We start from the raw sequence: 25,649 nt of genomic DNA, 5'->3' as shown, positions 1-25,649 counted from the left end.
TTCAAGACACTGGGGAATGTCTTATAAATTAGGGAGGAACAACTTCGATACATATACTATAAAAGTTGGATGTGACCTTGATGTGAACATAAAGTGAAAGGTATGAGAATTTGAGAAATGATACATATAAAATGATTGTTGCGAGAGTTGTAGAGTACGAATAAATATAATAGAAAGTTTCTTGTCATAAAATGAAGTGGAGTTCGAGTATAAATAAAAGTTGAAATCTTTAAAAAAAAGGATTATGCTCAACTATATTATAAGAATATGAGGTTTATCCGACTATTTGAGGGCTCTTAAAAGCCTTTATTTATGAAGGAAAAGCTGCACTTTATTAAGGGAGTTAGTGATATGGAAGTAACAAAAAGACAAGGGCTGTATAATCGTTTTATACGATTAAATCCACCACAAATATTAGCACTAGGTTTTTTCTGCTTAATTGTGGTTGGCGGTTTGTTATTAAAGTTACCATTCGCAACGAAAGTACATATTAGTTGGGTAGATGCTTTCTTTACGGCAACGTCAGCAGCAACTGTAACCGGATTAGGAGTAGTAGATACTGCAAGTACGTTTACGATGTTTGGCGAGATTGTTATTATGTTTTTAATTCAAACAGGTGGTTTAGGTCTTATGACAATTGCCATTTTAATTGTTTGGGTATTAGGTAAAAAAATCGGGTTACGCCATCGATTATTAATCGGAGAGGCATTTAATCAAACAAATATAGGTGGTCTTGTAAAATTAGTAAAACGTGTCTTTATATTTTCAATTTGTATTGAGCTTATTGGAGTCATCTTTTTATCGTTTCGCTTTGTTCCAGAGTTTGGCTTTGGAAAAGGTGTATACTATAGTATTTTTCATGTTATTGCATCTTATAATAATGCTGGATTTGCTCTATGGCCGGATAATTTAACGAGGTATGTAGGAGATCCTATTGTTAATATAGGGATTTGCTCATTAATCGTAATTGGTGGTCTCGGTTTTACCGTATTAATTGATATATGGTATAGTCGTAGCTTTCGAAAATTATCCCTTCATTCTAAAATCATGATTGTTGGAACGGTAGCGTTAAATGTTATAGCAATGATTGTGATTTTTGTATTGGAATATAATAATGTGAAGACGTTAGGAGATTTACCTTTAAATGAAAAGTTATGGGCTTCTTTCTTCCAAGGTATTACTCCTCGTACTGCTGGATTTAATACAGTTGACTACGGGGGGATGGAAGAATCATCTATATTATTTACGATGGTTTTAATGTTTATTGGTGCAGGAAGTGTATCGACAGGTGGAGGGATTAAATTAACAACGTTTGTTATTTTAGTTACATCCGTCCTTTCTTTCTTTAGAAAAAAAGAGGAAATCGTTTTATTTCAGCGCACGATAAAAATGTCAACAGTAACGAGAGCGTTAGCCATTGCTGTTGCCAGTCAAATACTCATTTTTGCAGCAGTATTTGTATTAATGCTTACAGAAAACTTTAGTTTTATTCAGTTACTATTTGAAACAATTTCAGCGTTTGGAACAGTAGGGTTAACGATGGGGATTACTGCAAAGTTATCAGCGTTTGGAAAATGTATTATTATGTTTGTTATGTTTTGTGGATTAATTGGACCGTTAACACTTGTTTTTTCTTTAGCGCGACCAGCAAAACAAAAAATTAAATATCCATCGGAAGATGTATTTACAGGATAAGGTATCCCGCATAAGCGAGATACCTTTTTCTTTTTAAAAAAGGGAGAACAATAATCCGACAAGTGCTACTCGGAATAAAATTGCAATGAGTGCTGCAATTCCGCCGACAATCGCAGCGATACCACCAGTTACAGTAGCTCCGCGATTATAAGCGTAAATTCCTAGTAATACAGAAACAAGACCAAATAATGTTGGGAAGGTAAAGAGTGATAAGATAGATAAGGCAAGAGCGATAAAGCCAGCAGTTGATCCAGCGGCGGACGATCTTACATCATCTTTATTATCTTTCTCATCGTAATCATAATCAATGCGCTGTGGTGCAACCTCAGCTGCATATTCTTCTTTATAGTCACTATAATCACTATCTATTCTATCTCTTTTTTTATACTCATCAAATTTCTCAGTCAAAGTCATGGCTCCTTTCATAACAAGGTTCAATAGTAGTATGCATCTCTTTTTCTTTTTTATCCCGCTATTGTAGCCCGTAAACATCTGATTGCTGATGGCTAATAATCAATGGGGGATGAACAAAGCCCTGCTGATTAAAGTTTCACTTTATCCGAACGAGTACAAGGCGTAATTCCACTTAGAAGAGTAAAATTGTTTTTTTGAAATAGGAAAAGTTAGTATGACTTCCTCTATTTTGGAAAGTATAAAAAAGAATAATGAGGAAAGGGTGCAATACATAATGGAACATCCAATTGAAGATTTAATGAAAACAGCAATGACAAATTTAAAAGAGATGGTAGATGTAAATACGATTGTCGGAAGTCCAGTTTCAACAGCTGATGGAAATGTAGTATTAACAGTATCTCAAGTGGCTTTTGGTTTTGGTGCCGGCGGAAGTGACTTTAAAGGTGATTTTATTTCCGAAAAGCATAATAACGGACAAGGGCAGCATAAAGAGAAGAAGCAAAGCCATCCATTTGGAGGCGGAAGCGGGGCTGGGGTTTCTATTAGCCCAGTTGCTTTTTTAGTAGTCGGTTCTAACGGTGTGCAAGTATTACACCTCAATAGTAGTACACATTTAATTGAAAAGGCTTTAAATACGGTACCAAGCACTGTAGATAAATTTGTAAATGGTCGCCAAAAGTGAACTTGCATTTTTTAGGAATTATGATATATTAGAAAAAATGCGCTTTAAGATGATCGGAATAATTGAACTGTAAATATATATGATGTGTGGAATAAGGGAGAGGAATTTATGATTAATATCAAAAACTTAGTAGTTGGCTTATGTATGTTAGTAAGCGGTTTTGTTGTATATGTAATAAAAGAAAAAGCTCCATTCTAAAACAGACAAACCGTTACTGTCTGTTTTTAATTTACAAAAAATGTTGACAAGTTATTGTATTAGTGTTAAAATTTTAATTCGTGTCTCGGTTACAGCTAGTGTAAAGTAAATAAATCTTATAAATATAATACGAAAAGTTTGCGAAAGATCGGGTAGTCTTACCAACAACTTTTGTGAACAAACCCTATAAATTATTATTGTAGGCTTTATATGTATACTAGTGAATCAAGGAGCGGTCAGTGGAACCGTAATGATGAGAGAGAGGTAGGGCTTTCATCCAGTATATGTTACTTTCCCGTTAGGTGAATATAAAAAAGAGGACTCCTTTTCAAAAGGAGTCCTCTTTCTTTTTGTATAATACATTTAAGTGCGGCTCTCTACTTGCTGACAAATTTCATCTGTTGTTAAACCATGAGCTGCAATTACCGATCCCTTAATTGATGCATCTGCAATACCCATCATATTAGAATCTTGCCCAGTTACAACACAACAATCGCACCCTTGTGCATCCTGTTCGGAGCCCAGGGTAACAACTTCATGTCCCTGTTGCTGAAGAGCTTGTTGAACATCTGTTAATGAGTTTTCAACGCCAATTCTAGCCATAATTCTCACCTCCTACCATCTAGTTGCTAGTATGCTCAAGTCCACTGCATATATTTATGAAAAGACGGTAGGAAGTAAATCTTTGTTTAGTCGTTATATACACCAGTAAGCATTTGACTTACGAATTGATCGTTTAAAGTATCTTGGGCAGAAGAAGTATTTGAATGAATGTCAATTGAAGCAATAAAATTATTATGTTCTTTATTATTTGGTTCTACCTCTACATAATTATCGAATTTACAAAAACCTTTCGTATCCATTAGATCAAATAGTTGAAGCATTTCTACTACCTCTTGTCTCGTTCCTTTAATTTGTACACACGCCATATTGATTTCCTCCTTCATTTTGACAAATTGTTTTTTAAAAATAGGATTATGATTACGAAACGAAAAATATGAATGTTATTTTTAGACAGCGTTATTTTTATTATTTTCCCCCTTTTTCAGCAAAAGTCGTTATATATTCCCGAATTTATAAAAACGGACGTCCGTTTATTGAATACAATAGATTCGTATCAATTGATGAAAATCCTTCTTTTAAACAAATATTTTTTTTAGTGGAAATTGACGAAAAAAATTTTTTGACTTTTTGTAAACGTTAACAATGCTGTTAAATCAATATAATCAAAGATGTACGTACGATTAAAAATTATAAATTTTCTAAAAATTCACTTGATTTATTTAGAAAGGAGAGTAAACTAGGAAACAATAAAAAATTCATAGAACATAGGAGGCGCTTTCCAGTGAACGAGCAATGGATTTTCTTAAATGGAGAATTTGTTCCAAAAGACGAGGCAAAAGTTTCAGTATATGATCATGGTTATTTATATGGCGATGGAGTATTTGAAGGAATTAGAGTATATAGCGGTAATGTTTTCCGTTTGAGAGAGCATCTTGTCCGGTTATATGAATCAGCAAAATCCATCATGTTAGAAATTCCATATTCTTTAGATGAAGTAACGAATATTGTTGTTGAGACGATTCGACAAAATAAATTATCTAATGGATACATTCGCCTTGTTGTATCGAGAGGAGCAGGAAATCTTGGATTAGATCCTGATTCTTGTAAGAAACCGAATGTAGTAGTAATTGCAGAACAACTATCTTTATTCCCGCAAGAATATTATGAAAAGGGGATTCCAGTTGTAACAGTTGCAACGCGCCGAAACCGTCCAGATGTTTTGTCGCCTCAAGTAAAATCTTTAAATTACTTAAACAATATTTTAGTTCGTATTGAAGCGAAATTAGCTGGAGTACAAGAAGCACTTATGTTAAATGATCAAGGATACGTAGCTGAAGGCTCGGGAGATAACGTGTTTATTGTAAAAGGAAATAAATTAATTACACCACCAAGTTCTGCTGGAGCGTTAGAAGGCATTACACGAAACGCTATATTAGAAATCGGTGAAAAACTTGGATATGACGTTAGAGAAGAGTTATTTACAAGGCATGATGTATATGTAGCTGATGAAGTATTTTTAACAGGAACGGCTGCTGAAGTAATTGCTGTTACGACAGTAGATGGTAGAACGATTGGTTTAGGGCAAACAGGTCTACATACGAATCGTTTATTAGAAGAATTCCGAAAGTTAGTTGTAGAAGATGGAGAGAAGATTTACGAAGAAAATAAAGTTGGATAACAACTCTTTATAACAATAAGAAAGCGTTGAGAGGGAGGAGTAGTTGATTGTGAAGCCTCACAGAGAGTCGGTGGTTGCTGAAAACCGATGGTTCACGTCGACGAACATCGCCCTTGAGTGCTAAGCTGAAGCATTTGTCTAGGCTTAGACGGTAGCTCCGTTATTAGCTAGACTCATTTATGGGTCACTGAGGCAAGAGTATTCTTGCGAAGAAGGGTGGTACCGCGAAATCTTTCGTCCCTTCAGCACATAGCTGGAGTGTGGACGTAGGATTTTTTTTATTGATAAAAATTTTTAAAAAGGGGGCTTATAAGAACAATGTCTTCAAAAACGGAAGAGAAACTGGCAACTGGTGCACAGCTATTGTTAGAAGCGTTAGAAAAGGAAGGAGTAGAAGTGATTTTCGGTTATCCTGGTGGTGCTGTTTTACCTCTTTATGATGCACTCTATGACTGTGAAATTCCGCATATTTTAACAAGGCATGAGCAAGGAGCTATTCACGCCGCGGAAGGGTATGCCAGAATTACTGGCAATCCAGGGGTTGTCATTGCAACGAGTGGGCCAGGTGCTACAAATGTTATTACCGGTCTAGCAGATGCGATGATTGATTCATTACCACTTGTTGTATTTACAGGGCAAGTAGCAACGACGTTAATTGGAAGTGATGCTTTCCAAGAAGCGGATATTATGGGGCTTACGATGCCAGTGACAAAACATAACTATCAAGTGCGAAAGGCTTCAGATTTACCTCGAATTATTAAAGAAGCATTTCATATTGCTAGAACAGGAAGACCAGGCCCAGTCGTTATTGACCTTCCGAAAGATATGGTAGTAGAGCAAGGAGAACGATGTAATGACGTACAAATGGATTTACCAGGATACAACCCTAATTATGAACCGAATTTACTCCAAATAAACAAATTATTACAAGCAATTAGGGCTGCAAACAAGCCGTTAATTTTAGCTGGAGCAGGTGTATTGCATGCGAAGGCTTCGAAAGAGTTAACAAGTTTTGCTCGTAAATATGAAATTCCTGTTGTGCATACATTACTTGGTCTTGGTGGGTTTCCGCCAGATGATGAACTTTTTCTAGGGATGGGAGGAATGCACGGTTCTTACACAGCCAATATGGCGTTATATGAATGCGACTTACTTATTAATATAGGTGCAAGATTCGACGATCGTCTTACTGGGAATTTAGCTTATTTTGCTAAAAAGGCGACTGTTGCACATATCGATATTGATCCAGCCGAAATCGGAAAAAATGTGCCGACTGAAATTCCTATTGTTGCAAGTGCTAAGCGAGCTTTGGAAGTATTACTTCAACCAGAAGGAAAGAAAGAAAATCATCATGAATGGATCTCTTTACTAAAGAGTAGAAAAGAAAAGTATCCATTCTCTTATAAACGAAATTCGGAAAGTATTAAGCCTCAATACGCAATTGATATGTTATATGAAATTACGAAAGGAGAAGCGATTGTAACAACAGATGTTGGGCAACATCAAATGTGGGCGGCACAATATTATCCGCTCAAAAATCCAGATAAATGGGTAACTTCAGGAGGATTAGGAACGATGGGATTTGGGTTTCCAGCAGCAATTGGTGCGCAAATTGCAAAGCCTGAGGAACTAGTTATTGCAATTGTAGGTGACGCTGGATTTCAAATGACCTTGCAAGAATTAAGTGTGTTAAAAGAACACTCATTGCCTGTTAAAGTATTTATTTTAAATAATGAAGCTTTAGGAATGGTAAGACAATGGCAAGATGAATTTTATAATCAAAGATACTCGCACTCTTTATTGTCGTGTCAACCAGATTTCGTCGCTCTTGCGAATGCGTATGGCATAAAAGGTGTTCGTATAGATGATCCACTTCTTGCAAAGAAGCAAATAAAGCAGGCGATTGAATTAAAAGAACCGGTCGTAATTGATTGCCGTGTACTTCAATCAGAAAAGGTAATGCCGATGGTTGCGCCAGGGAAAGGTGTTCACCAAATGGAGGGAGTGGAAAAAAGGTGAAGAGAATTGTTACAGCGACAGTTCGAAATCAAAGTGGTGTGTTAAACCGAATTACGGGTGTTATGACACGAAGACATTTTAATATTGAAAGTATTTCAGTAGGTCATACGGAATCATCGGACATATCGCGGATGACGATTGTTGTACACGTTGAAAATGAACAGCAAGTGGAGCAGTTAATTAAACAACTTCATAAGCAAATTGATGTTCTGAAAGTATCAGATATTACAGAAGAAGCGATGATCGCAAGAGAACTTGCACTTATTAAAGTAGCAACATCAGTAGCAAGAGCAGAATTATATAGTTTAATTGAACCGTTTCGAGCCGCTGTAATAGATGTTGGGAAGGATTCCATAGTTGTGCAAGTAACTGGTACGCAGGAGAAAGTAGAAGCATTAATTGAATTACTTCGTCCGTATGGTTTGAAAGAAATTGCTAGAACAGGTGTAACAGCATTTACGCGTAGTATGAAAAAACAAGATAAGCAAGTTATGTTAATTCAATAATCATTTAAATATAGGGGGAAATGAAAATGACAAAAGTTTATTATGAGAAAGATGTAACGGTAAATGTATTAAAAGAAAAGAAAGTAGCAATCATTGGATATGGTTCGCAAGGTCACGCGCATGCGCAAAACTTACGTGATAACGGATTTGATGTAGTAGTAGGTTTAAGAAAAGGGAAGTCTTGGGATAAAGCGAAAGAAGATGGGTTTTCTGTATATACAGTAGCAGAAGCAGCGGAAAAAGCTGATGTAGTAATGATTCTACTACCAGATGAACTCCAGCCAGAAGTATATGAAGCGGAAATTGCGCCAAATTTAAAGGCAGGAAATTCTCTCGTTTTTGCACACGGATTTAATGTTCACTTTGATCAAGTGAAACCACCAGCTAATGTAGATGTATTTCTAGTAGCGCCAAAAGGGCCAGGTCATCTTGTGCGCCGTACATTTGCTGAAGGCGGAGCTGTTCCTGCATTATTTGCAGTATACCAAGATGCAACAGGAGTTGCGACTGAAAAGGCACTTTCTTATGCTGATGGGATTGGAGCGACGAGAGCTGGTGTATTAGAAACGACATTTAAAGAAGAAACAGAAACAGATTTATTTGGAGAGCAAGCTGTGCTTTGCGGCGGAGTAACTGCGCTAGTAAAAGCTGGATTTGAAACGTTAGTTGATGCTGGTTATCAACCGGAACTTGCATATTTTGAATGTTTACATGAACTAAAACTAATCGTTGACCTTATGTATGAAGGCGGACTTGAAAATATGAGATATTCAGTTTCAGATACAGCGCAGTGGGGCGACTTCGTATCAGGACCACGCGTTGTAACGGAAGATACGAAGAAAGCGATGGGTGCAGTGCTAGCAGAAATTCAAGATGGTACATTTGCAAGAGGCTGGATTGCAGAGCATAAAGCAGGGAAACCAAATTTCCATGCGACAAATGAGAAAGAGAATGAACATGAAATTGAAGTAGTTGGACGTAAATTACGTGAAATGATGCCGTTTGTACAGCCGCGAGTAAAGGCAGGGGTCAAATAATATGAAGCAGATTTTGTTCATGGATACGACGCTACGTGATGGCGAACAATCACCAGGAGTAAATTTAAATGAACAAGAGAAATTGCAAATTGCAAGGCAATTAGAGAGACTAGGTATTAATGTCATGGAAGCTGGTTTTGCAGCAGCTTCCGAAGGGGATTTTCAATCGGTAAAACGCATCGCAAATACCATTCAAAATGCTACAGTTATGAGTTTAGCTAGAGCGAAAGAAAGTGATATTCGAAGAGCATATGAAGCGGTGAAAGGTGCTGTATCTCCTCGTTTACACGTATTTTTAGCTACAAGTGATATTCATATGAAATATAAACTTTGTATGTCAAAAGAAGATGTATTAGATAGTATTCACCGCTCGGTTACACTCGGGAAATCATTATTTCCGACAGTACAATTTTCTGCAGAAGATGCGACAAGAACAGCAAGAGATTTTTTAGCTGAAGCAGTTGAAGTTGCGATTCGTGCAGGAGCGAATGTAATTAATATTCCAGATACAGTTGGATATACGAATCCAGAAGAATATTATTCTCTTTTTAAATACTTACAAGAATCCGTTCCTTCATATGAAAAAGCAATTTTCTCTTGTCATTGTCATGATGATCTTGGGATGGCAGTAGCAAATTCATTAGCTGCGGTTGAAGGCGGAGCGTTGCAAGTAGAAGGAACAATTAATGGAATTGGAGAAAGAGCAGGTAATGCGGCGCTAGAAGAGGTCGCAGTTGCTCTTCATATTAGAAAAGATTTCTATAAGGCGGAGTCTTCTATGACGCTAAAAGAAATTAAAACGACGAGTACATTAGTAAGCAGATTAACAGGTATGGTTGTACCGAAAAATAAAGCGATTGTTGGAGCGAATGCTTTTGCTCATGAATCCGGAATTCATCAAGATGGTGTTTTAAAAGAAGTGACAACATATGAAATTATTGAACCAGCGCTAATAGGCGAATCTCAAAATCTATTCGTACTTGGAAAACATTCTGGACGTCACGCGTTTACAGAAAAAATGAAAGAGCTTGGCTATGAATTTACAAAGGAAGAACGAGATGCGGTGTTTGAAGCGTTCAAAAAATTAGCTGATCGTAAGAAGGAAATTACTGAGGAAGATTTACGTGCGCTTATGCTTGGTGAAGCAGCATTTGCAGCTCAGCAATATAACATTACGCAACTACAAGTTCATTTCGTATCAAATAGTACACAATGCGCGACAGTTGTACTAAAAGACGAAGAAGGAAATGCATACGAAGATGCAGCCACTGGTTCTGGTAGTATTGAGGCGATCTATAATGCAATCCAAAGAATTTTAGGATTAGAATGTGAATTGGTGGATTATCGCATACAATCTATTACACAAGGTCAAGACGCACTGGCTCATGTTCATGTTGAATTAAAAGAAGGAACGCATCAAGTATCAGGTTTTGGTGTTGCGCAAGATGTATTGGAAGCGTCGGCAAGAGCATATGTCCATGCAGCAGGGAAATTAAAATCTCTTATAGCGCTTGTGAAATAAGTGTTTGATGGGTGAGGGAGAAGTTTCCTTACCTATCAAATTAAAGTTCTGAAAATTCAGTTAAAAGGAGTGTTGAAATTGGAAAAACGTATCGTTTGTTTAGCTGGTGATGGTGTTGGCCCAGAAATTATGGAAAGTGCGAAAGAAGTATTGCATATGGTAGAAAGGTTATATGGACATCATTTTCACTTACAAGATGAGTACTTTGGCGGGAGTGCTATCGATTTAAATGGGCAACCATTACCACAACGAACGCTTGCCGCTTGTTTAGCAAGTGATGCGGTTTTACTTGGAGCGGTTGGTGGACCAAGGTGGGATAGCGCGAAAGAAAGACCGGAGAAAGGATTATTAGCTCTAAGAAAAGGACTTGGAGTATTTGCGAACGTTCGCCCTGTAACGGTAGAAAGCGCAACGGCACATTTATCGCCATTAAAAAACGCTGATGAAATTGATTTCGTTGTTGTTCGTGAATTAACAGGCGGAATTTATTTTTCTTATCCGAAAGAACGAACGGACGAAGTAGCAACAGATACACTTACGTATCATCGTCATGAAATTGAACGGATCGTTTCTTATGCCTTTCAATTAGCGAGTAAGCGGAAGAAAAAAGTAACATCTATTGATAAGGCGAATGTTTTAGAATCTAGTAAACTATGGAGAACTGTTACGGAAGAAGTAGCACTTCGTTATCCAGACGTTGAACTAGAACATATTTTAGTAGATGCAGCTGCGATGGAGTTAATTCGGAATCCAGGACGGTTTGATGTAATTGTAACGGAAAATTTATTTGGGGATATTTTGAGTGACGAGGCTTCAGTATTAGCGGGATCATTAGGAATGCTTCCATCAGCAAGTCACGCGGAAAAGGGGCCTTCATTATACGAGCCTATTCACGGATCAGCACCGGATATTGCCGGGAAAAATAAGGCGAATCCAATTGCAATGATGCGATCTGTTGCAATGATGCTTGGGCAATCATTTGAGTTAACGAGAGAAGGGAATGCAATTGAATCTGCGATATCTGCAGTTCTTAAATTAGGAAAATGTACAGCAGATATCGGAGGAGATGAGACGACAACTTCATTTACGAAGGCAGTTATACAAGAGATGGAAGAGCAAGCGTTAGTAGGGAGAGGGAGATAATGGGAAAAAGGCTGCTAGATAAACTTTGGGAAAGACACGTAGTTACGACAAACGAAAATGGATTAGATTTATTATATATCGATCTTCATCTTGTTCATGAAGTAACGTCACCGCAAGCCTTTGAAGGCTTGCGGCTTACAAATCGAACGGTTCGAAGATCGGATTTAACATTCGCAACGATGGATCATAATATTCCAACGAAAGATGTTTGGAATATTACCGATCGCATTGCGAAGCAGCAACTAGATACACTCCGGGAAAATTGTAAACAATTTCAGGTGCCGTTAGCGGATATCGGGGATGAAGAGCAAGGGATTGTTCATGTTATCGGACCAGAACTTGGACTTACACAACCAGGAAAAACAATTGTTTGTGGTGATAGTCATACAGCAACGCATGGTGCGTTTGGCGCACTAGCATTTGGCATTGGTACGAGTGAAGTGGAGCATGTATTGGCAACGCAAACGTTATGGCAACGAAAGCCGAAAGCGATGGGTATTGAGTTAAAAGGAAAATTACAGAAAGGTGTTTACGCAAAAGATATTATTTTGCATTTCCTTTCAAAGTACGGTGTAGCAGTTGGAACTGGATATGTAATGGAATTTTACGGAGATACGATTGAGGCTATGGAGATGGAAGAGAGAATGACGCTTTGTAATATGGCAATTGAGGGAGGAGCAAAGGCTGGTATTATAGCACCAGATGAAAAAACATTTGCTTATGTAAAAGGACGTAAATATGCACCGAAAGAATTTGAAACATTCGAGAAGAAATGGTCTGAACTTTATACAGATTCAGATGCAATTTATGATTTGCATATTTCGATAGATGTGACGGATTTAGCACCGTACGTTACATGGGGAACAAACCCGAGTATGGGTGTTCGTATTGATGAAAAATTGCCAGAAAAGCAGGATGCAAATGACGAAAGAGCATTTTCTTATATGGGATTAAGCCCTGGACAAAGCACGTATGACATTCCTGTTCAGCATGTTTTCATTGGATCTTGTACAAATTCCAGGCTTTCTGATTTAGAAATTGCTGCATCTGTTGTGAAAGGGAGAAAGGTAAAAGAAGGTGTGCGAGCGCTCGTTGTGCCTGGATCGAAAAGAGTAAGAGAAGCTGCGATGCAAAAAGGGCTACATCACATATTTGAAGAAGCTGGATTTGAATGGAGAGAACCTGGATGTTCAATGTGTCTTGGAATGAATCCAGATCAAGTACCTGAAGGAGAACATTGTGCTTCGACTTCAAATCGTAATTTTGAAGGAAGACAAGGAAAAGGGGCACGAACACATTTAGTTAGCCCAGCAATGGCGGCAGCAGCTGCGTTATACGGTCATTTTGTTGATACTAGAAAGGAGAGTTATGATGGAGCCATTTCGTATTCATAAAGGTACTGCTGCAGTACTGATGAATAATAACATTGATACAGATCAAATTATTCCGAAGCAATATTTAAAGAGAATTGAAAGGACGGGATTTGGAAAATATTTATTCGATGAATGGCGTTATGATAATAACCGCCATGAAAACCCTAATTTTCCGCTTAATGCACAAAATAGAAAAGGAGCAAGTATATTAATTACAGGTGATAATTTTGGTTGTGGTTCTTCAAGAGAACACGCTCCGTGGGCGCTTGCTGATTATGGTTTTCGCGTTATTATCGCCGGCGGGTTTGCAGATATTTTTTATATGAATTGTATGAAAAATGGTATGTTACCAATTGTAATGGATAAAGAAATGCGAGAACAACTTGCCAAAACGGATGCGAGAGAACAAATAGAAGTAGATTTAGAGAATGAGGTAATTACAACAAGTACGCACAGATTTTATTTTACAATCGAGAAAATGTGGAAAGAGAAATTATTAAATGGTCTAGACGAAATTAGTATTACGATGAAATATGAACAAGAAATTGTAGAGTATGAAAGGAAAGTAGCTTTATATTAAGAAAAAACGGAATGTTCAAAAAGTATTTACATTCAGAATTAAGTATTATATACTATGTAAAAATCAGAGGAGAAAGGGAGTAAGTATTATGAATATCATGCAATCTATTAAAGTGCTTACACAACTACATCATCATACATAAAGCCCTTGAACCTAGCGTGAAAACGTGTAGGCACAAGGGTTATTCCCGTTGTACCTACACTCTACTAAAGAGCCTTGTAGGTATTTTGTCTACAAGGCTCTTTTTATTTTCGGTTTAGGTGAATGAAATGAGCATACATTAGAAAGTGAAAGGTGTGAGAATTTAGATGACAAAATGGAAACGGGCAAACCCAAATGGAACGAGAGACTATTTATTCGAAGAATGTACGTTAATTGAAGAAGTGGAGCAAAAATTAAGACGTACTTTTTTAGGGCGAGGTTATGAGGAAATAAGGACACCTACAATTGAATTTTATGATGTTTTTGCCTTTCAAAATAGACCGATAGATGAAGAAAAGATGTATAAATTTTTTGATGAAAAGGGACGGATTATCGTGTTACGTCCAGATATGACAATTCCTTTAGCGAGAGTGATGGGAACGCAGAGGTGGGATACGCCGCTTAAACTGACGTATGGCGGGAATGTATTTCGGGCGAATGAGTCCCTTGCTGGAAAATATAATGAAATTGTACAAAGTGGTATTGAAATTATAGGTATTGATAACGTAAGAGCTGAAATTGAATGCGTCATAAGCGTCATTCAATCACTTCAAAAGGTGAAGGTACAATCTTTTACAATAGAGATTGGGCAAGTGCAATTATATAAATGTATTGTAAAAAAACTCTCCATTCATGAGGAAGAAGAGAGAGTACTTAGGACATACATTGAAAGTAAAAATTATGCGGCTCTATCAAATTTTATTAGAGAAAAGAAATTAGATCGATGTGATGAAACAGTAAGATTACTTGAGAAGTTACCAAGGCTATTTGGAAACTTAGAAGTGATTGAGGAAGCAGAAAAACTCGCCTCAAGTAATGAAATGAAAATGGCGATTGCAAGAGTGAAAGAAATATATGAAGCAATTGAAAAATTAGGCTATGGATCTTACATATCAATTGATTTAGGTATGATCCAACATTTAGATTATTATACGGGAGTTATTTTCAAAGGGTATATATATGAAATAGGAGAAGAAATCGTTAGTGGCGGAAGATATGATGAGTTAATTGGAAATTTTGGAGAGATGCTGCCGGCTGTTGGACTCGCGGTGCAAGTCAATCAAATTGTGAAGGCGCTGCAAGAGCAACAAGAACCATATGAACGAAAGGGAATAGATATTATTATTCATTATGAGTTAAATAGATTAGCAGAAGCGGAAAGATTACGAAATTTACTTCAAAAGGACGGGAAAAAAGTAGAGCTATCCTTATTCTCTAATGTAAATGACACCTTTCAATTTGCAAGAAAAAATCAAATAGTAACGGTCGTTGAGGCGAAGAACGAATCATTAGTGGAATATGTATGGAAAGAGAAATGGGTAGTCCAGAAAGAAGGAGAAACTTCATGCGTAACATTCAAATTGCGTTAACGAAGGGAAGATTAGAAAAACATGTGATTCCGCTCTTTGAGCAGATTGGAATTGATTGTTCGGAGCTCAAAAATAAAGGACGAAAGCTTGTTTTTCAAAGTAAAAATACAGATATCTCATTTATTTTAGTGAAAGCAGTAGATGTTGCCACTTATGTAGAACATGGAGTAGCTGATATTGGGGTCGTTGGAAAAGATATTTTAATGGAAAACGAGAAAGATATTTATGAAATGTTAGATTTAGGAGTGGGCGTGTGTAAGTTTTGTGTTGCTTCTATTCCTACGTATAATCCGAAGAGCTACCGAAAGAAACGCATTGCGACGAAATATCCACATATTACTTCTAACTATTTTCATGATAAAGGGGAGGATGTAGAAATTATTAAAATAGAAGGTTCTGTAGAAATCGCTCCTATTCTTGGATTGGCAGATGCAATTGTTGATATTGTGGAAACAGGAAAAACATTACAAGAAAATGGGCTCATTGTATTTGAGGAAATGTGTTCTATATCTGCTCGGATGATTGTAAATAAGGCTGCATTAAAAACTAAAAAAGACGAAATATTCAGTATTGTAAATATGATGGAGCAAGAAATTTTGTCAGGAAAATAGGGGGACTTGTAATGGAGATAGTTTGTGAAGATTTTCAAAAGGCTTTATCGAAAATAAAATTACTACGAGAAAACGCAAATATAATAGAAGAAACTGTTCAAAGAAGTGTAAGCGAAATCGTTCGAAAGGTAAGGAAGAGTACGGATGAGGCTCTATCATTTTATACAAAAAAGTTTGATGGTGTGGAGATTAAAGAGTTTCGTGTAAGTGAGGAAGAAATAAAACGAGCGGGTATGTTTGTAGAGAATTCATTTTTAGAAGCGTTACAAGAGGCGAAGAAAAACATTATTTCTTATCACGAAAAGCAAAAAAGGCAATCCATGTTCGATTGCACGAGTGAAGGCATTATTAGAGGGCAAATCATTCGGCCGTTAGAAAATATAGGGGTATATGTGCCGGGCGGAACTGCTTCGTATCCTTCGTCAGTATTAATGAATGTATTGCCAGCAAAACTCGCTGGTGTGAAAAAGATTGTAATGGTAACACCACCAAGGCAAGGGGAGATTGATCCACATATTTTAGTTGCTGCAAGCCTTGCAGGAGTAGATGAAATTTATACGATAGGTGGTGCGCAAGCAATTGCTGCTTTAGCATATGGGACGGAATCGATTCCAAAAGTGGATAAAATAGTTGGACCAGGAAATTTGTACGTTGCTCTGGCGAAACGAGAAGTATACGGAATAGTAAATATCGATATGATTGCTGGACCGTCAGAAATTGTAGTTATTGCTGATGAAACCGGTAATGCAAAATATATCGCTGCTGATTTATTATCACAAGCAGAACATGACGAGAGAGCAACAGCAATTTGTATTACAACGAATATAGAGTTAGCAAAAGAAGTAGAAAGAGAGATAGAAAGACAGTTAGAAACATTACCAAGAAGCGAAATTGCACGTGAATCGATAAATAGAAATGGAGCTATCTTTATCGTGCCTTCTTTAGATGAGGCGCTACAATTATCGAATGAAATCGCTCCAGAACATTTAGAGTTACATATAAAAGAACCGATGAATGCTCTAGCTTATGTGAAACATGCAGGGTCTATCTTTCTTGGTCCATATGCACCGGAACCGCTCGGTGATTATTTAGCAGGACCGAATCACGTGTTACCGACAAGTGGAACGGCAAGGTTTTTCTCACCGTTATCAGTCGATGATTTCGTGAAAAAATCAAGCTTTCTGTCTTATACGGAGGAAGCGTTAAGAGATGTACAACATCATATTGTAGAACTTGCCAATAAAGAAGGATTACATGCGCATGCGAGAGCAATTCAAATAAGATTTGAGGAGGAAGAATAATGCGTGAGTGCAGTCAAATACGTGAGACGACAGAAACAAAAATCAAATTAAGTTTGCAGCTTGATGAAGGCAAGAACGTTTCTGTACAAACGGGAGTTGGATTTTTTGATCATATGCTAACTTTATTTGCAAGGCATGGAAGATTCGGTTTACAAGTGGAGGCGGAAGGCGATGTATTCGTTGATGCGCATCATACAGTTGAAGATGTTGGAATTGTACTCGGAAATTGTTTGAAAGAAGCATTGCAAAATAAAGAGGGGATTAACCGTTATGGCTCCGCATATGTACCGATGGATGAATCTTTAGGTTTTGTCGCAATTGATATTAGCGGGCGCTCATATATTGTATTTCAAGGAGAATTAACGAATCCGAAGCTAGGGGATTTTGATACAGAACTAACAGAAGAATTTTTTAGAGCAGTTGCTCATGCTGCCAATATTACATTACACGCTCGCATTTTATACGGAAGCAATACACATCACAAAGTTGAAGCGTTATTTAAAGCGTTTGGTAGAGCGCTTAGAGAAGCAGTCGAAAGAAATGCCAGCATTACTGGTGTAAATTCCACGAAAGGGATGTTGTAATTGATTGCTATTATAGATTATGGAATGGGAAATATTCGCAGTGTGGAACAAGCATTACAATATATTGGAGCAGAGTACATCGTAACGGGTGATAAAGAAAAGATTTTTAGAAGTGATGGAGTGATCTTACCAGGAGTAGGTGCATTTCCGAAAGCGATGGATGTATTGGAAGAAAAAAATTTAGTGCGTGTGTTAAAAGAAGTCGGGCGTTCAGGAAAACCGCTTCTGGGCATTTGCCTAGGGATGCAGCTTTTATTTGAAAAAAGTGAGGAACTACAAGACTGTAACGGATTAAGTTTATTGCCAGGTGTTATTCGAAAGTTAAAGGTTCCTCATAAAATTCCACATATGGGATGGAATGAGTTAAAGAAAGAGGGAGAAATATCACTTTGGAATGGAGTAGAGGACGGTTCTTTCGTATATTATGTTCACTCTTATTATGCAGATTGTCCAAATGAAATTGTGTATGGGATAAGTGAATATGGAGTGAAAGTACCTGGTTTTGTAGCAAAAGGAAATATATACGGCGCACAGTTTCATCCTGAAAAAAGCGGTGACATTGGAATGCAAATGTTGAAAAATTTCAAAGGGGTGGTAGAGGCATGGAAATCTTCCCAGCTATCGATTTAAAAGAGGGGCGATGCGTTAGACTTTATCAAGGAGAGTTTAGTAAAGAAACAGTAATGAATGAAGATCCGGTTGCGCAAGCGATTATATTCGAAAAATTGGGAGCGAAAAAGTTGCACATTGTTGATTTAGATGGCGCAATTGCTGGCGAGTCAGTAAATTTGCTCGTTATTGAAAGAATATGCAAGGCAGTACGTATTCCTGTGCAAGTTGGAGGAGGAATTCGATCACTTGTAGCGGTAGAGAAGTTATTGTCAGTAGGTGTAGATAAAGTGATTTTAGGAACAGCTGCTCTTTATGATAAGGAATTTTTAGAAGAAGCAGTTCTTCTATATAAAGAGAAAATCATTGTTGGAATTGATGCGAAAAATGGTTTCGTAGCAACGAGAGGCTGGCTTGATGTGTCTGAAATTTCTTATATTGATTTAGCAAAGCAAATGGAGAATGTAGGTGTTCAAACGATTGTGTTTACAGACATTTCGAAAGACGGGACACTTGCAGGACCGAATTTAGAGCAATTGGAGTTACTACAAAAAAGCGTGAGCATTCGTCTTATTGCTTCTGGAGGAGTGGCATCTATTCAAGATGTGAAAAAATTAAATGATATGAATATATACGGCGTCATAATTGGTAAGGCTCTTTATGAGAAAACGATTGATTTAGAAGAAGTGTTAGAGGTAACAAAGTTATGTTAGCGAAACGCATTATTCCATGTCTAGATGTGAAAGAGGGCCGAGTCGTAAAGGGTATAAATTTTATAGGGTTACAAGACGTCGGTGATCCTGTTGAAATAGCCGCTTTATATAATGAGGCGGGAGCAGATGAAATTGTATTTTTAGATATTACGGCAACGCATGAAGGACGAAAAACAATTCTAGATGTTGTAGAAAAAACAGCTTCGAAAGTATTTATTCCTCTTACAGTTGGCGGGGGAATTTCAAGTGTTAAAGATATGTACAATTTACTAAGAGCTGGAGCGGATAAAGTTTCAATCAACTCAGCGGCAGTGCGAAATCCAAAGCTAATCGAAGAAGGGGCAGAACACTTTGGCTCACAATGTATTGTCGTAGCAATTGATGCTAGAAAAGTAGCAGAAGAAAAGTGGAATGTTTATGTGAACGGCGGAAGAGTTGATACGGGTATGGATGCAATCGGGTGGGCAAAACGCGTTGCCGAGCTAGGGACAGGCGAAATTTTGTTAACGAGTATGGATGCAGATGGAACGAAAAACGGGTACGATCTTCGTTTAACAGAAGAAATTTCAAAAAGCGTTTCCGTACCAGTCATCGCGTCAGGCGGATGTGGTCACGTTGATCACATTATAGAAGTTTTTCAAAAGACAACAGTTGATGCAGCACTTGCGGCATCCATCTTTCATTATGGTGAGGCGACAGTGCAGGACGTAAAGAGAAAATTAAGAAATGCAAATGTTGAGGTGCGGTTATGAAACCTAACTTTTCAAAAGGATTATTACCAGCAGTTGTAATTGAAGAAGGGACAAAAGAAGTTTTAATGCTAGCTTATATGAATGAAGAAGCATATGAAAAAACGCTAGAAACGAAAAGAACATGTTTTTATTCTCGTTCAAGACAATCGTTATGGAATAAAGGAGAAACATCAGGAAATGTCCAATATGTGCAATCTCTTTATTTAGATTGTGATCAAGATTCAATTGTTGTTGTCGTAAAGCAAGTGGGACCGGCTTGTCATACAGGAGAGAAAACATGTTTTCACTACCAAATTATATAGGGGGATACATATGGAAAATACCTTTAAATTACTATTTGAAACAATTGAAGAACGAAAGGGAAATCCACTTCCTGAATCGTATACAAATTATTTATTTTCAAAAGGCGAAGATAAAATTTTAAAGAAAATTGGTGAAGAATGCACGGAAGTAATTATCGCATCTAAAAATAATGACAAAGAAGAATTAGTGAAAGAAATGGTTGATGTATTGTATCACTGCTTTGTTTTATTAGCTGAAAAAAATATATCATTAGAAGATGTTATGGAGGAAGTGACAGAAAGAAATGGGAAGCTTTCGCGAGTAGGGGACAGAAGTGAAATAGATACATTATAAGGGGGAAATGTAGATGAAGGTGGATTATCACATTCATTTAGAAGAAGGGCCATATTCAATAGGATGGCTAGCTAAAATAAATGAAGTGTTACAACATTATGAACCACTTAAAGAAGAGAAACATTCTATGGAATGGCTTGTGAAAACACAAGAACGCCTGCAAAGACGTGTGAAAGAAGGGCCATTTACAATGAAATGGATTGATTTATATTTAGAAGAAGCTTTGCAAAAAGGTATAAAAGAAGTTGGTATTGTCGATCATTTATACCGTTTTTATGAAGCGAGAGAATACTATGAAAGATATGTCGATATTAGTGATTCGAGGCTTGGTCGTTTACAGAAGGAATGGTTAGACCAAGTAAGGGTAACATCACTGCATGATTTTACAAAGGCAATTGAAGAGGCGAAAGAACGGTGGAGTAAAAGAGGTGTTACGCTTAAACTTGGAATTGAAGCGGATTATTTTATTGGTGGTGAACAAGAATTACAATCTTTACTCGCATTAGGAGATTTTGATTATGTAATTGGTTCTGTTCATTTTTTAAATGGATGGGGATTTGATAATCCAGATACGAAAGAATATTTTAAGGAACATGACTTATATGCTTTATATGATACGTTTTTCAAAACGGTTGAGTGTGCAGTTCGCTCTAATTTATTTGATATTATAGCCCATCTTGATAACATAAAAGTATTTAATTATCGGTTAGATGAAAATGAACAACTTTCTTATTATAAGGAAATTGCGCGTGCGTTAGTAGAAACAAATACGGCAACGGAAATAAATGCAGGATTGTACTATCGCTATCCTGTACGCGAAATGTGTCCGAGTCCGCTATATTTACAAGTATTAGCTAAGCATGGCGTTCCGGTTACTCTTTCCTCAGACGCTCATTATCCGAGTGATTTAGGAAAATATGTGGCAGAGAATATAAAGACGTTACGTAATCATGATATTTCTCACATAGCTACATTTACGAAACGAGTAAGAACGATGAGATTACTGGAAGAAGAAGTAACAATTTCAAAATGATCACGATTTTTTGATGAAAACCACCCTTTTTGTTCAAAATAAGAAAGAATAAAAAGGAGGGTAAGAAATGGCGAAACAACAAAATAAACAAAATGTACAAGGTGCACAACAACAAGCTCAAACTTCTGAAACGAATGCTACATCTCAATCAGTTATTGAGGAACAAATTAGCGATACAGTTGCAGAAGGAACGATCGATGCAAAGCTTGGACAAGAATCGCAAGAGAAAGCGTAAGAAAAGGGGAGAGATGGATCTCCTCTTTTCTTATGGGTAAAAAATGTAGATTTTCAAAACTATGATCAAATTCCTTGGTTTTTATAGGTGGATTTCTTACAATGAAAGATAAGAGATATCTTATTTTTTATAGAAGAGGTGTTAGTAGTGGCAAAAATATTAATAGCAGGGAAAATTCCAGCAATCGGATTAGAACTATTAAAGGATCATGATGTAGAAATGTACGATAAAGATGCGTTAATTTCTTTAGATGAATTAACAGATCGTGTAAAAGATAAAGATGCATTGTTAAGTCTACTTTCTACAAAGGTGACAAAAGAAGTTATTGATGCGGCACCTAATTTGAAGATTGTTGCAAACTACGGTGCTGGTTACGATAATATTGATTACTCGTATGCCGGAGAAAAAGGGATTTCGGTAACGAATACACCGAAAGTATCAACTGAAGCGACAGCAGAATTAACATTTGCACTTCTTTTAGCAGCTGCACGTAGAATTCCTGAAGGCGATACATTATGCCGTACAACTGGATTTAATGGATGGGCGCCATTATTTTTCTTAGGCCGTGAAGTACATGGTAAAACAATTGGAATTATTGGGCTTGGAGAAATCGGAAAGGCAGTTGCAAAGCGTGCGAAAGCGTTTGGAATGAATGTTTTATATACAGGTCCAAATCGAAAGCCTGAAGCTGAAAGTGAACTGGAAGCAACATATGTAACATTGGAAGAATTATTACAAACAGCAGACTTTATTACAATTAATTGTGCTTATAATCCGAAATTGCATCATATGATTGATGATGAACAGTTTAAAATGATGAAGAAAACAGCGTATATTGTAAATGCTTCACGTGGACCAATTATGAATGAAGCGGCACTTGCTCATGCATTAAAAACGAATGAAATTGAAGGAGCAGCTCTTGACGTGTTTGAATTTGAACCGAAAATTACAGAAGAGCTAAAAGGATTAAAGAATGTAGTACTTGCTCCTCACGTAGGAAATGCAACGTTCGAAACTCGTGATGCGATGGCTGAAATGGCAGTAAGAAATATTTTAGCCGTATTAAACGGTGAAGAGCCTGTAACCCCTGTGAATCAAAAAGCAGTAGTTACAAAATAAAAAGAAACCTTCCGGAATCGGAAGGTTTCTTATTTTTCTTTATTTGCTCTTTTAGATGGCCTTTGTCTAAGAAATTGAGATAGCATATACAAAATATATAGTGGAATAGCAATGAATAAGAAAACAGAAAAATTACCGAACCCTGTTTGGTACATTGTGATAATGATTCCAACTAGAAATAGTGTAATAATGATGCTATATCGTGGAATTGGTACATCTTTTAAACTTGGGATACGAATGCGGCTCACCATTAAAAATGCGAACGTTACAAATACTGTAATAAGAACGATTTTTGGAATGGTATGTGAAAATAATGTTAAGAAAGCAACAAGCCCTCCCGCTGCTGTAATCGGTACGCCAGTGAAATATTTCATTGAAGTAGAAGATGGTGTTACATTAAATCGTGCTAAACGGTATGCTCCGAAAAGAGGGAATAGTCCCGCTATGTATAGTCCGATGATTCCGTAATTGGAGAAAGATGTGTAATACATGAGAACAGCAGGTGCTGCACCAAATGTTACGACATCCGCCAGCGAGTCAAGCTCTTTTCCCATTTGTGAATCAACACGTAATAAGCGAGCAACACGTCCATCAAGACTATCTAACATCATCCCGATAAGTACTAAAATAGCAGCTGATTTATAATATCCTAAAGATGCATAGCCGATTGATAAGAATCCACTATATAAATTTCCGAGCGTAAATAAGTTTGGAATAGCTGCTCTATACAAAATCTGATCCCTTGCTTTCTGTAATAAATTCTTAATTAGTTTATGAAATTTTACTTATTTTATCATACCATAAATTTCTTCCTCATACGAAAAAAATTCCCAATTTGTGAAAGATTTCATAGCGGAATGATTTGAAAAATAAGTAAAAAAAGAAGCAACTTTTATAAAAGTTGCTTCTGGCGCTATTCAAATTTCGTTGTCATTGTTCCGGTTTTATAACGATTGTTAGGATCGAAACGTAATAAGTCTCCATAAATGAGTTTGTCGGAGAGTTTCAATTCAGTTTTTGCTTTTTCAATATTTGGTTGACATAATGAGATGTCCGCTTCTTCACCTGTATTTCGTTTATAGCACATGTTTTTTGTATAAACATAGTTTTCCGAAACGAAGCTACCATCACGCATTACCATAAGTGGATCTTCTTCTTTAATAAATAGGTCAGTCCCAAATTCAACTGATTGATTTGTTTTAATACCAAGTAAATGAAGTAGCGTCGGTTTAATATCAATTTGACCAGATACTTTAGAAATGACTTTTCCTTCTTGACCAGGTACATGAATAATGAGAGGGACGCGTTGTAATTGCATAGAATCAAACGGTGTAATAGCGTCTTTCCCAAGGAACTGAGCCATAGCTGCATTATGGTTTTCAGAAATACCGTAATGATCTCCATAAATGACAATAACGGAATTATCATACAGTCCTTCCTCTTTTAATTGTTTAATAAATAGTTTAAGAGCTTCATCCGTGTAACGAACGGTTGGGAAGTAGCGGTTTACAACACCACTTTCCGAATTAAACTCATCAACATATTGATCTTCTGGATTTAGAAGAAATGGAAAATGATTTGTTAAAGTAATAAATTTTGTATAGAACGGTTGTGGTAAAGATTTTAGCTTTGGAATTGATTGTTCAAAGAACCCTTTATCTTTTAATCCCCAACCGACAGACATTTGTTCTGTGCCTACGTAATCATTTAAATTAAAGTAACGATCATATCCAAGTGCAGGATACATTACATCACGATTCCAAAACGTTTTATCGTTTGAATGGAAGACAGCAGAAGAATATCCGTATTTTTTTAATTGTTCTGGTGTAGCTGTATATTCATTTGTTGCGTGAGTAAAGAATACAGAACCGCGGTCTAGCGGATAAAGTGAATTTTCAACGATAAATTCAGCATCAGAAGTTTTACCTTGTCCCGTTTGATGATAGAAGTTATCGAAATAAAAACTATCTTTAATAAATTCATTTAAAAATGGAGTGATTTCTTTTCCATTTATTTTTTTATTAATAACAAAACTTTGTGTAGATTCCATTGAAATCAAAATTACATTTTTACCTTTTGCAGCTCCAAATAAGTTTTTATCAACTTGCTTATCTTTTGAGTCTGTATAGTTTTTAATTTCAGAGAACCCGTCACCACTTGCAAATACACGTTCAGCCGAAGATTTAGATTGAAGTGTAATATCAAATAGATGATATGTGTATAAACCTAAATTTTTCACGACAGTTTGACGATCAAATGAGCGTGAGAACATTTGTGGCTTATAAATAACTGAAACGACAATTTGTAATGCTAATAGAGCTGTTACACCGCTAAAGAAAGTTCGCTTCTCAGAGCGAGAAAGTGGCGTCTTGTCGCAAAATGCTGGGAATTTACGTGAAAGAAACATTAAAATAATTGCATCTGCAAATAAAAGTAATGTTTTGTACGTAAAGAGTTCTTTTATACTTGTCCCTAAATCAGCCATATTATTTGTTTGAAATAAAACTGGGAACGTAACGAAATCGTTATAAAACCCATAAAACATTGCATTTCCAAATAAAATAAAGGACAGTATAAAACTGATTCCAACTATAATACGGTTTCGGTGTTTAGATGCAAGTAAAGCAAAACCGAAAAATAAAAGTAACGCAGCTAGTGGATTAATAAAAAGCATAAATTCTTCAAAGAAGTTATCAATTTTAATATCAAATGCTAGCTTGTACACAATATATGTTTTTATCCATAATAAAACGACTGCAACGAGTGCAAATCGCAGTTTTGGAAACAGACGTTGTAGCATAATATACTCCTCTCCTAAAAAGCATGACAGTTCTTGTGAGCCGGTTTGATTAGCGCCTCATTTTATATATACGAACAGTCCTTTGTTATTATGTTTATTATACTATGAGTATCATTATACGAAAATAAAAGAGAGTTGTGGACTTTTTTATAATAATTGAGTAGAAAAAGGGCAGTGGGAGACAATAAAACGGAGTTTTGGTACTATGTCAAGAAAATAGACAAATCAAACAGAGACATTTTATTCGTTAAGCAGCTTGAGATTGTTGCTTTTC

At 36.6% G+C, this 25,649-nt stretch carries 29 protein-coding genes and 1 other annotated feature; of the genes, 24 read left to right on the top strand and 5 right to left on the bottom strand.

The features are described from left to right. Positions 1–351: 351 nt before the first annotated feature. Positions 352–1,695 (top strand): TrkH family potassium uptake protein, encoded by a 1,344-nt coding sequence (locus tag JDS99_RS26960; RefSeq protein WP_088062622.1) that lies wholly within the window; start codon positions 352–354, stop codon positions 1,693–1,695. A gap of 33 nt (positions 1,696–1,728) precedes the next feature. Here the strand turns inward: JDS99_RS26960 and JDS99_RS26955 are convergent, their stop codons facing one another. Next, positions 1,729–2,121: an imidazole glycerol phosphate synthase gene (locus tag JDS99_RS26955; RefSeq protein ID WP_137012683.1), complete on the bottom strand. Its 393-nt coding sequence runs from the start codon at positions 2,119–2,121 to the stop codon at positions 1,729–1,731. 202 nt (positions 2,122–2,323) lie between these two features. On the opposite strand from JDS99_RS26955, the gene ytfJ reads away from it, so the two are divergent. Together ytfJ and JDS99_RS26945 are read left to right on the top strand one after the other, a co-directional pair. After that, positions 2,324–2,791 (top strand): GerW family sporulation protein, encoded by a 468-nt coding sequence (ytfJ, locus tag JDS99_RS26950; RefSeq protein WP_053078521.1) that lies wholly within the window; start codon positions 2,324–2,326, stop codon positions 2,789–2,791. A 108-nt stretch (positions 2,792–2,899) separates the two neighbouring features. After that, positions 2,900–2,989 (top strand): hypothetical protein, encoded by a 90-nt coding sequence (locus JDS99_RS26945; RefSeq protein WP_000608225.1) that lies wholly within the window; start codon positions 2,900–2,902, stop codon positions 2,987–2,989. A gap of 363 nt (positions 2,990–3,352) precedes the next feature. On the opposite strand, the gene JDS99_RS26940 is transcribed toward JDS99_RS26945, so the two are convergent. Then, positions 3,353–3,592 (bottom strand): YkuS family protein, encoded by a 240-nt coding sequence (locus JDS99_RS26940; protein ID WP_060489510.1) that lies wholly within the window; start codon positions 3,590–3,592, stop codon positions 3,353–3,355. 86 nt (positions 3,593–3,678) lie between these two features. Next, positions 3,679–3,918 carry a DUF3911 family protein gene (locus JDS99_RS26935; RefSeq protein ID WP_000752504.1) on the bottom strand — a complete coding sequence of 80 codons (240 nt, stop codon included), beginning with the start codon at positions 3,916–3,918 and terminating at the stop codon, positions 3,679–3,681. A 68-nt stretch (positions 3,919–3,986) separates the two neighbouring features. Here JDS99_RS26935 and JDS99_RS32620 point away from each other — a divergent pair, with 68 nt between their 5' ends. The 21 genes from JDS99_RS32620 to JDS99_RS26835 all read left to right on the top strand — a co-directional run bounded on the left by JDS99_RS32620 (position 3,987) and on the right by JDS99_RS26835 (position 22,575). Beyond that, positions 3,987–4,193 carry a hypothetical protein gene (locus JDS99_RS32620; RefSeq protein WP_106382757.1) on the top strand — a complete coding sequence of 69 codons (207 nt, stop codon included), beginning with the start codon at positions 3,987–3,989 and terminating at the stop codon, positions 4,191–4,193. Between the two features lie 141 nt (positions 4,194–4,334). Then, a complete protein-coding gene (ilvE, locus tag JDS99_RS26930) occupies positions 4,335–5,231 on the top strand; it encodes a branched-chain-amino-acid transaminase (RefSeq protein WP_087985494.1) in 897 nt (298 codons plus the stop codon). Positions 5,232–5,248: 17 nt separating this feature from the next. Then, positions 5,249–5,476, top strand: a binding site (T-box leader). A gap of 73 nt (positions 5,477–5,549) precedes the next feature. After that, positions 5,550–7,250 carry an acetolactate synthase large subunit gene (gene ilvB / locus JDS99_RS26925; RefSeq protein WP_098133998.1) on the top strand — a complete coding sequence of 567 codons (1,701 nt, stop codon included), beginning with the start codon at positions 5,550–5,552 and terminating at the stop codon, positions 7,248–7,250. Next, a complete protein-coding gene (ilvN, locus tag JDS99_RS26920) occupies positions 7,247–7,756 on the top strand; it encodes an acetolactate synthase small subunit (RefSeq protein ID WP_000822948.1) in 510 nt (169 codons plus the stop codon). The genes ilvB and ilvN overlap by 4 nt, the downstream gene beginning before the upstream one ends. A gap of 20 nt (positions 7,757–7,776) precedes the next feature. After that, the gene (gene ilvC / locus JDS99_RS26915; protein ID WP_095205719.1) at positions 7,777–8,793 is read left to right on the top strand and encodes a ketol-acid reductoisomerase; all 1,017 of its coding nucleotides are present in this window, start codon (positions 7,777–7,779) and stop codon (positions 8,791–8,793) included. A 1-nt stretch (position 8,794) separates the two neighbouring features. Continuing rightward, positions 8,795–10,315 (top strand): 2-isopropylmalate synthase, encoded by a 1,521-nt coding sequence (gene leuA, locus JDS99_RS26910; RefSeq protein WP_087985496.1) that lies wholly within the window; start codon positions 8,795–8,797, stop codon positions 10,313–10,315. Positions 10,316–10,393: 78 nt separating this feature from the next. Then, positions 10,394–11,458 (top strand): 3-isopropylmalate dehydrogenase, encoded by a 1,065-nt coding sequence (leuB, locus tag JDS99_RS26905; RefSeq protein WP_048544933.1) that lies wholly within the window; start codon positions 10,394–10,396, stop codon positions 11,456–11,458. Beyond that, entirely contained in the window at positions 11,458–12,852 is a 1,395-nt protein-coding gene (gene leuC, locus JDS99_RS26900) for a 3-isopropylmalate dehydratase large subunit (RefSeq protein ID WP_098133999.1), read from the top strand. Before leuB ends, leuC begins: the two co-directional genes overlap by 1 nt. After that, entirely contained in the window at positions 12,830–13,411 is a 582-nt protein-coding gene (leuD, locus tag JDS99_RS26895) for a 3-isopropylmalate dehydratase small subunit (RefSeq protein WP_088121706.1), read from the top strand. The genes leuC and leuD overlap by 23 nt, the downstream gene beginning before the upstream one ends. 308 nt (positions 13,412–13,719) lie before the next feature. Further along, positions 13,720–14,982, top strand: a complete 1,263-nt coding sequence (hisZ, locus tag JDS99_RS26890) for an ATP phosphoribosyltransferase regulatory subunit (protein WP_088121707.1) — start codon at positions 13,720–13,722, stop codon at positions 14,980–14,982. Further along, positions 14,958–15,593 carry an ATP phosphoribosyltransferase gene (hisG, locus tag JDS99_RS26885; RefSeq protein WP_001244476.1) on the top strand — a complete coding sequence of 212 codons (636 nt, stop codon included), beginning with the start codon at positions 14,958–14,960 and terminating at the stop codon, positions 15,591–15,593. The genes hisZ and hisG overlap by 25 nt, the downstream gene beginning before the upstream one ends. Positions 15,594–15,604: 11 nt before the next feature. Further along, complete coding sequence (hisD, locus tag JDS99_RS26880) at positions 15,605–16,894, top strand: histidinol dehydrogenase (protein ID WP_098134001.1); 1,290 nt, start codon at positions 15,605–15,607, stop codon at positions 16,892–16,894. After that, on the top strand, positions 16,894–17,478 hold the full coding sequence (gene hisB, locus JDS99_RS26875) for an imidazoleglycerol-phosphate dehydratase HisB (protein WP_001206365.1): 585 nt from the start codon (positions 16,894–16,896) through the stop codon (positions 17,476–17,478). Before hisD ends, hisB begins: the two co-directional genes overlap by 1 nt. Next, on the top strand, positions 17,479–18,108 hold the full coding sequence (gene hisH / locus JDS99_RS26870; protein WP_088121709.1) for an imidazole glycerol phosphate synthase subunit HisH: 630 nt from the start codon (positions 17,479–17,481) through the stop codon (positions 18,106–18,108). Continuing rightward, positions 18,081–18,800 carry a 1-(5-phosphoribosyl)-5-[(5-phosphoribosylamino)methylideneamino]imidazole-4-carboxamide isomerase gene (gene hisA, locus JDS99_RS26865; protein WP_000402304.1) on the top strand — a complete coding sequence of 240 codons (720 nt, stop codon included), beginning with the start codon at positions 18,081–18,083 and terminating at the stop codon, positions 18,798–18,800. Before hisH ends, hisA begins: the two co-directional genes overlap by 28 nt. Next, a complete protein-coding gene (hisF, locus tag JDS99_RS26860) occupies positions 18,794–19,552 on the top strand; it encodes an imidazoleglycerol phosphate synthase cyclase subunit (RefSeq protein WP_199696046.1) in 759 nt (252 codons plus the stop codon). Before hisA ends, hisF begins: the two co-directional genes overlap by 7 nt. Then, a complete protein-coding gene (hisI, locus tag JDS99_RS26855; RefSeq protein ID WP_087985503.1) occupies positions 19,549–19,854 on the top strand; it encodes a phosphoribosyl-AMP cyclohydrolase in 306 nt (101 codons plus the stop codon). The genes hisF and hisI (JDS99_RS26855) overlap by 4 nt, the downstream gene beginning before the upstream one ends. A gap of 10 nt (positions 19,855–19,864) precedes the next feature. After that, positions 19,865–20,188 carry a phosphoribosyl-ATP pyrophosphatase gene (gene hisI, locus JDS99_RS26850; RefSeq protein ID WP_199696045.1) on the top strand — a complete coding sequence of 108 codons (324 nt, stop codon included), beginning with the start codon at positions 19,865–19,867 and terminating at the stop codon, positions 20,186–20,188. A 13-nt stretch (positions 20,189–20,201) separates the two neighbouring features. After that, on the top strand, positions 20,202–21,221 hold the full coding sequence (locus JDS99_RS26845; protein WP_199696044.1) for a histidinol phosphate phosphatase domain-containing protein: 1,020 nt from the start codon (positions 20,202–20,204) through the stop codon (positions 21,219–21,221). A gap of 67 nt (positions 21,222–21,288) precedes the next feature. Then, positions 21,289–21,456: a DUF4025 domain-containing protein gene (locus JDS99_RS26840; RefSeq protein WP_098857600.1), complete on the top strand. Its 168-nt coding sequence runs from the start codon at positions 21,289–21,291 to the stop codon at positions 21,454–21,456. 147 nt (positions 21,457–21,603) lie between these two features. Next, a complete protein-coding gene (locus JDS99_RS26835; RefSeq protein ID WP_345943236.1) occupies positions 21,604–22,575 on the top strand; it encodes an NAD(P)-dependent oxidoreductase in 972 nt (323 codons plus the stop codon). A gap of 29 nt (positions 22,576–22,604) precedes the next feature. Here JDS99_RS26835 and pssA read toward each other — a convergent pair whose 3' ends face one another. After that, positions 22,605–23,306, bottom strand: a complete 702-nt coding sequence (gene pssA / locus JDS99_RS26830; protein WP_000285422.1) for a CDP-diacylglycerol--serine O-phosphatidyltransferase — start codon at positions 23,304–23,306, stop codon at positions 22,605–22,607. 182 nt (positions 23,307–23,488) lie between these two features. Beyond that, positions 23,489–25,375: an LTA synthase family protein gene (locus JDS99_RS26825; RefSeq protein ID WP_046955254.1), complete on the bottom strand. Its 1,887-nt coding sequence runs from the start codon at positions 25,373–25,375 to the stop codon at positions 23,489–23,491. Positions 25,376–25,649 lie beyond the last annotated feature (274 nt).

Source organism: Bacillus cereus group sp. N6, from assembly GCF_016483705.1.
Classification (GTDB): Bacteria; Bacillota; Bacilli; order Bacillales; family Bacillaceae_G; genus Bacillus_A; species Bacillus_A wiedmannii.
The sequence above is the reverse complement of the archived record's forward strand: the minus strand, read 5'-3'. Positions and strand labels throughout refer to the sequence as shown.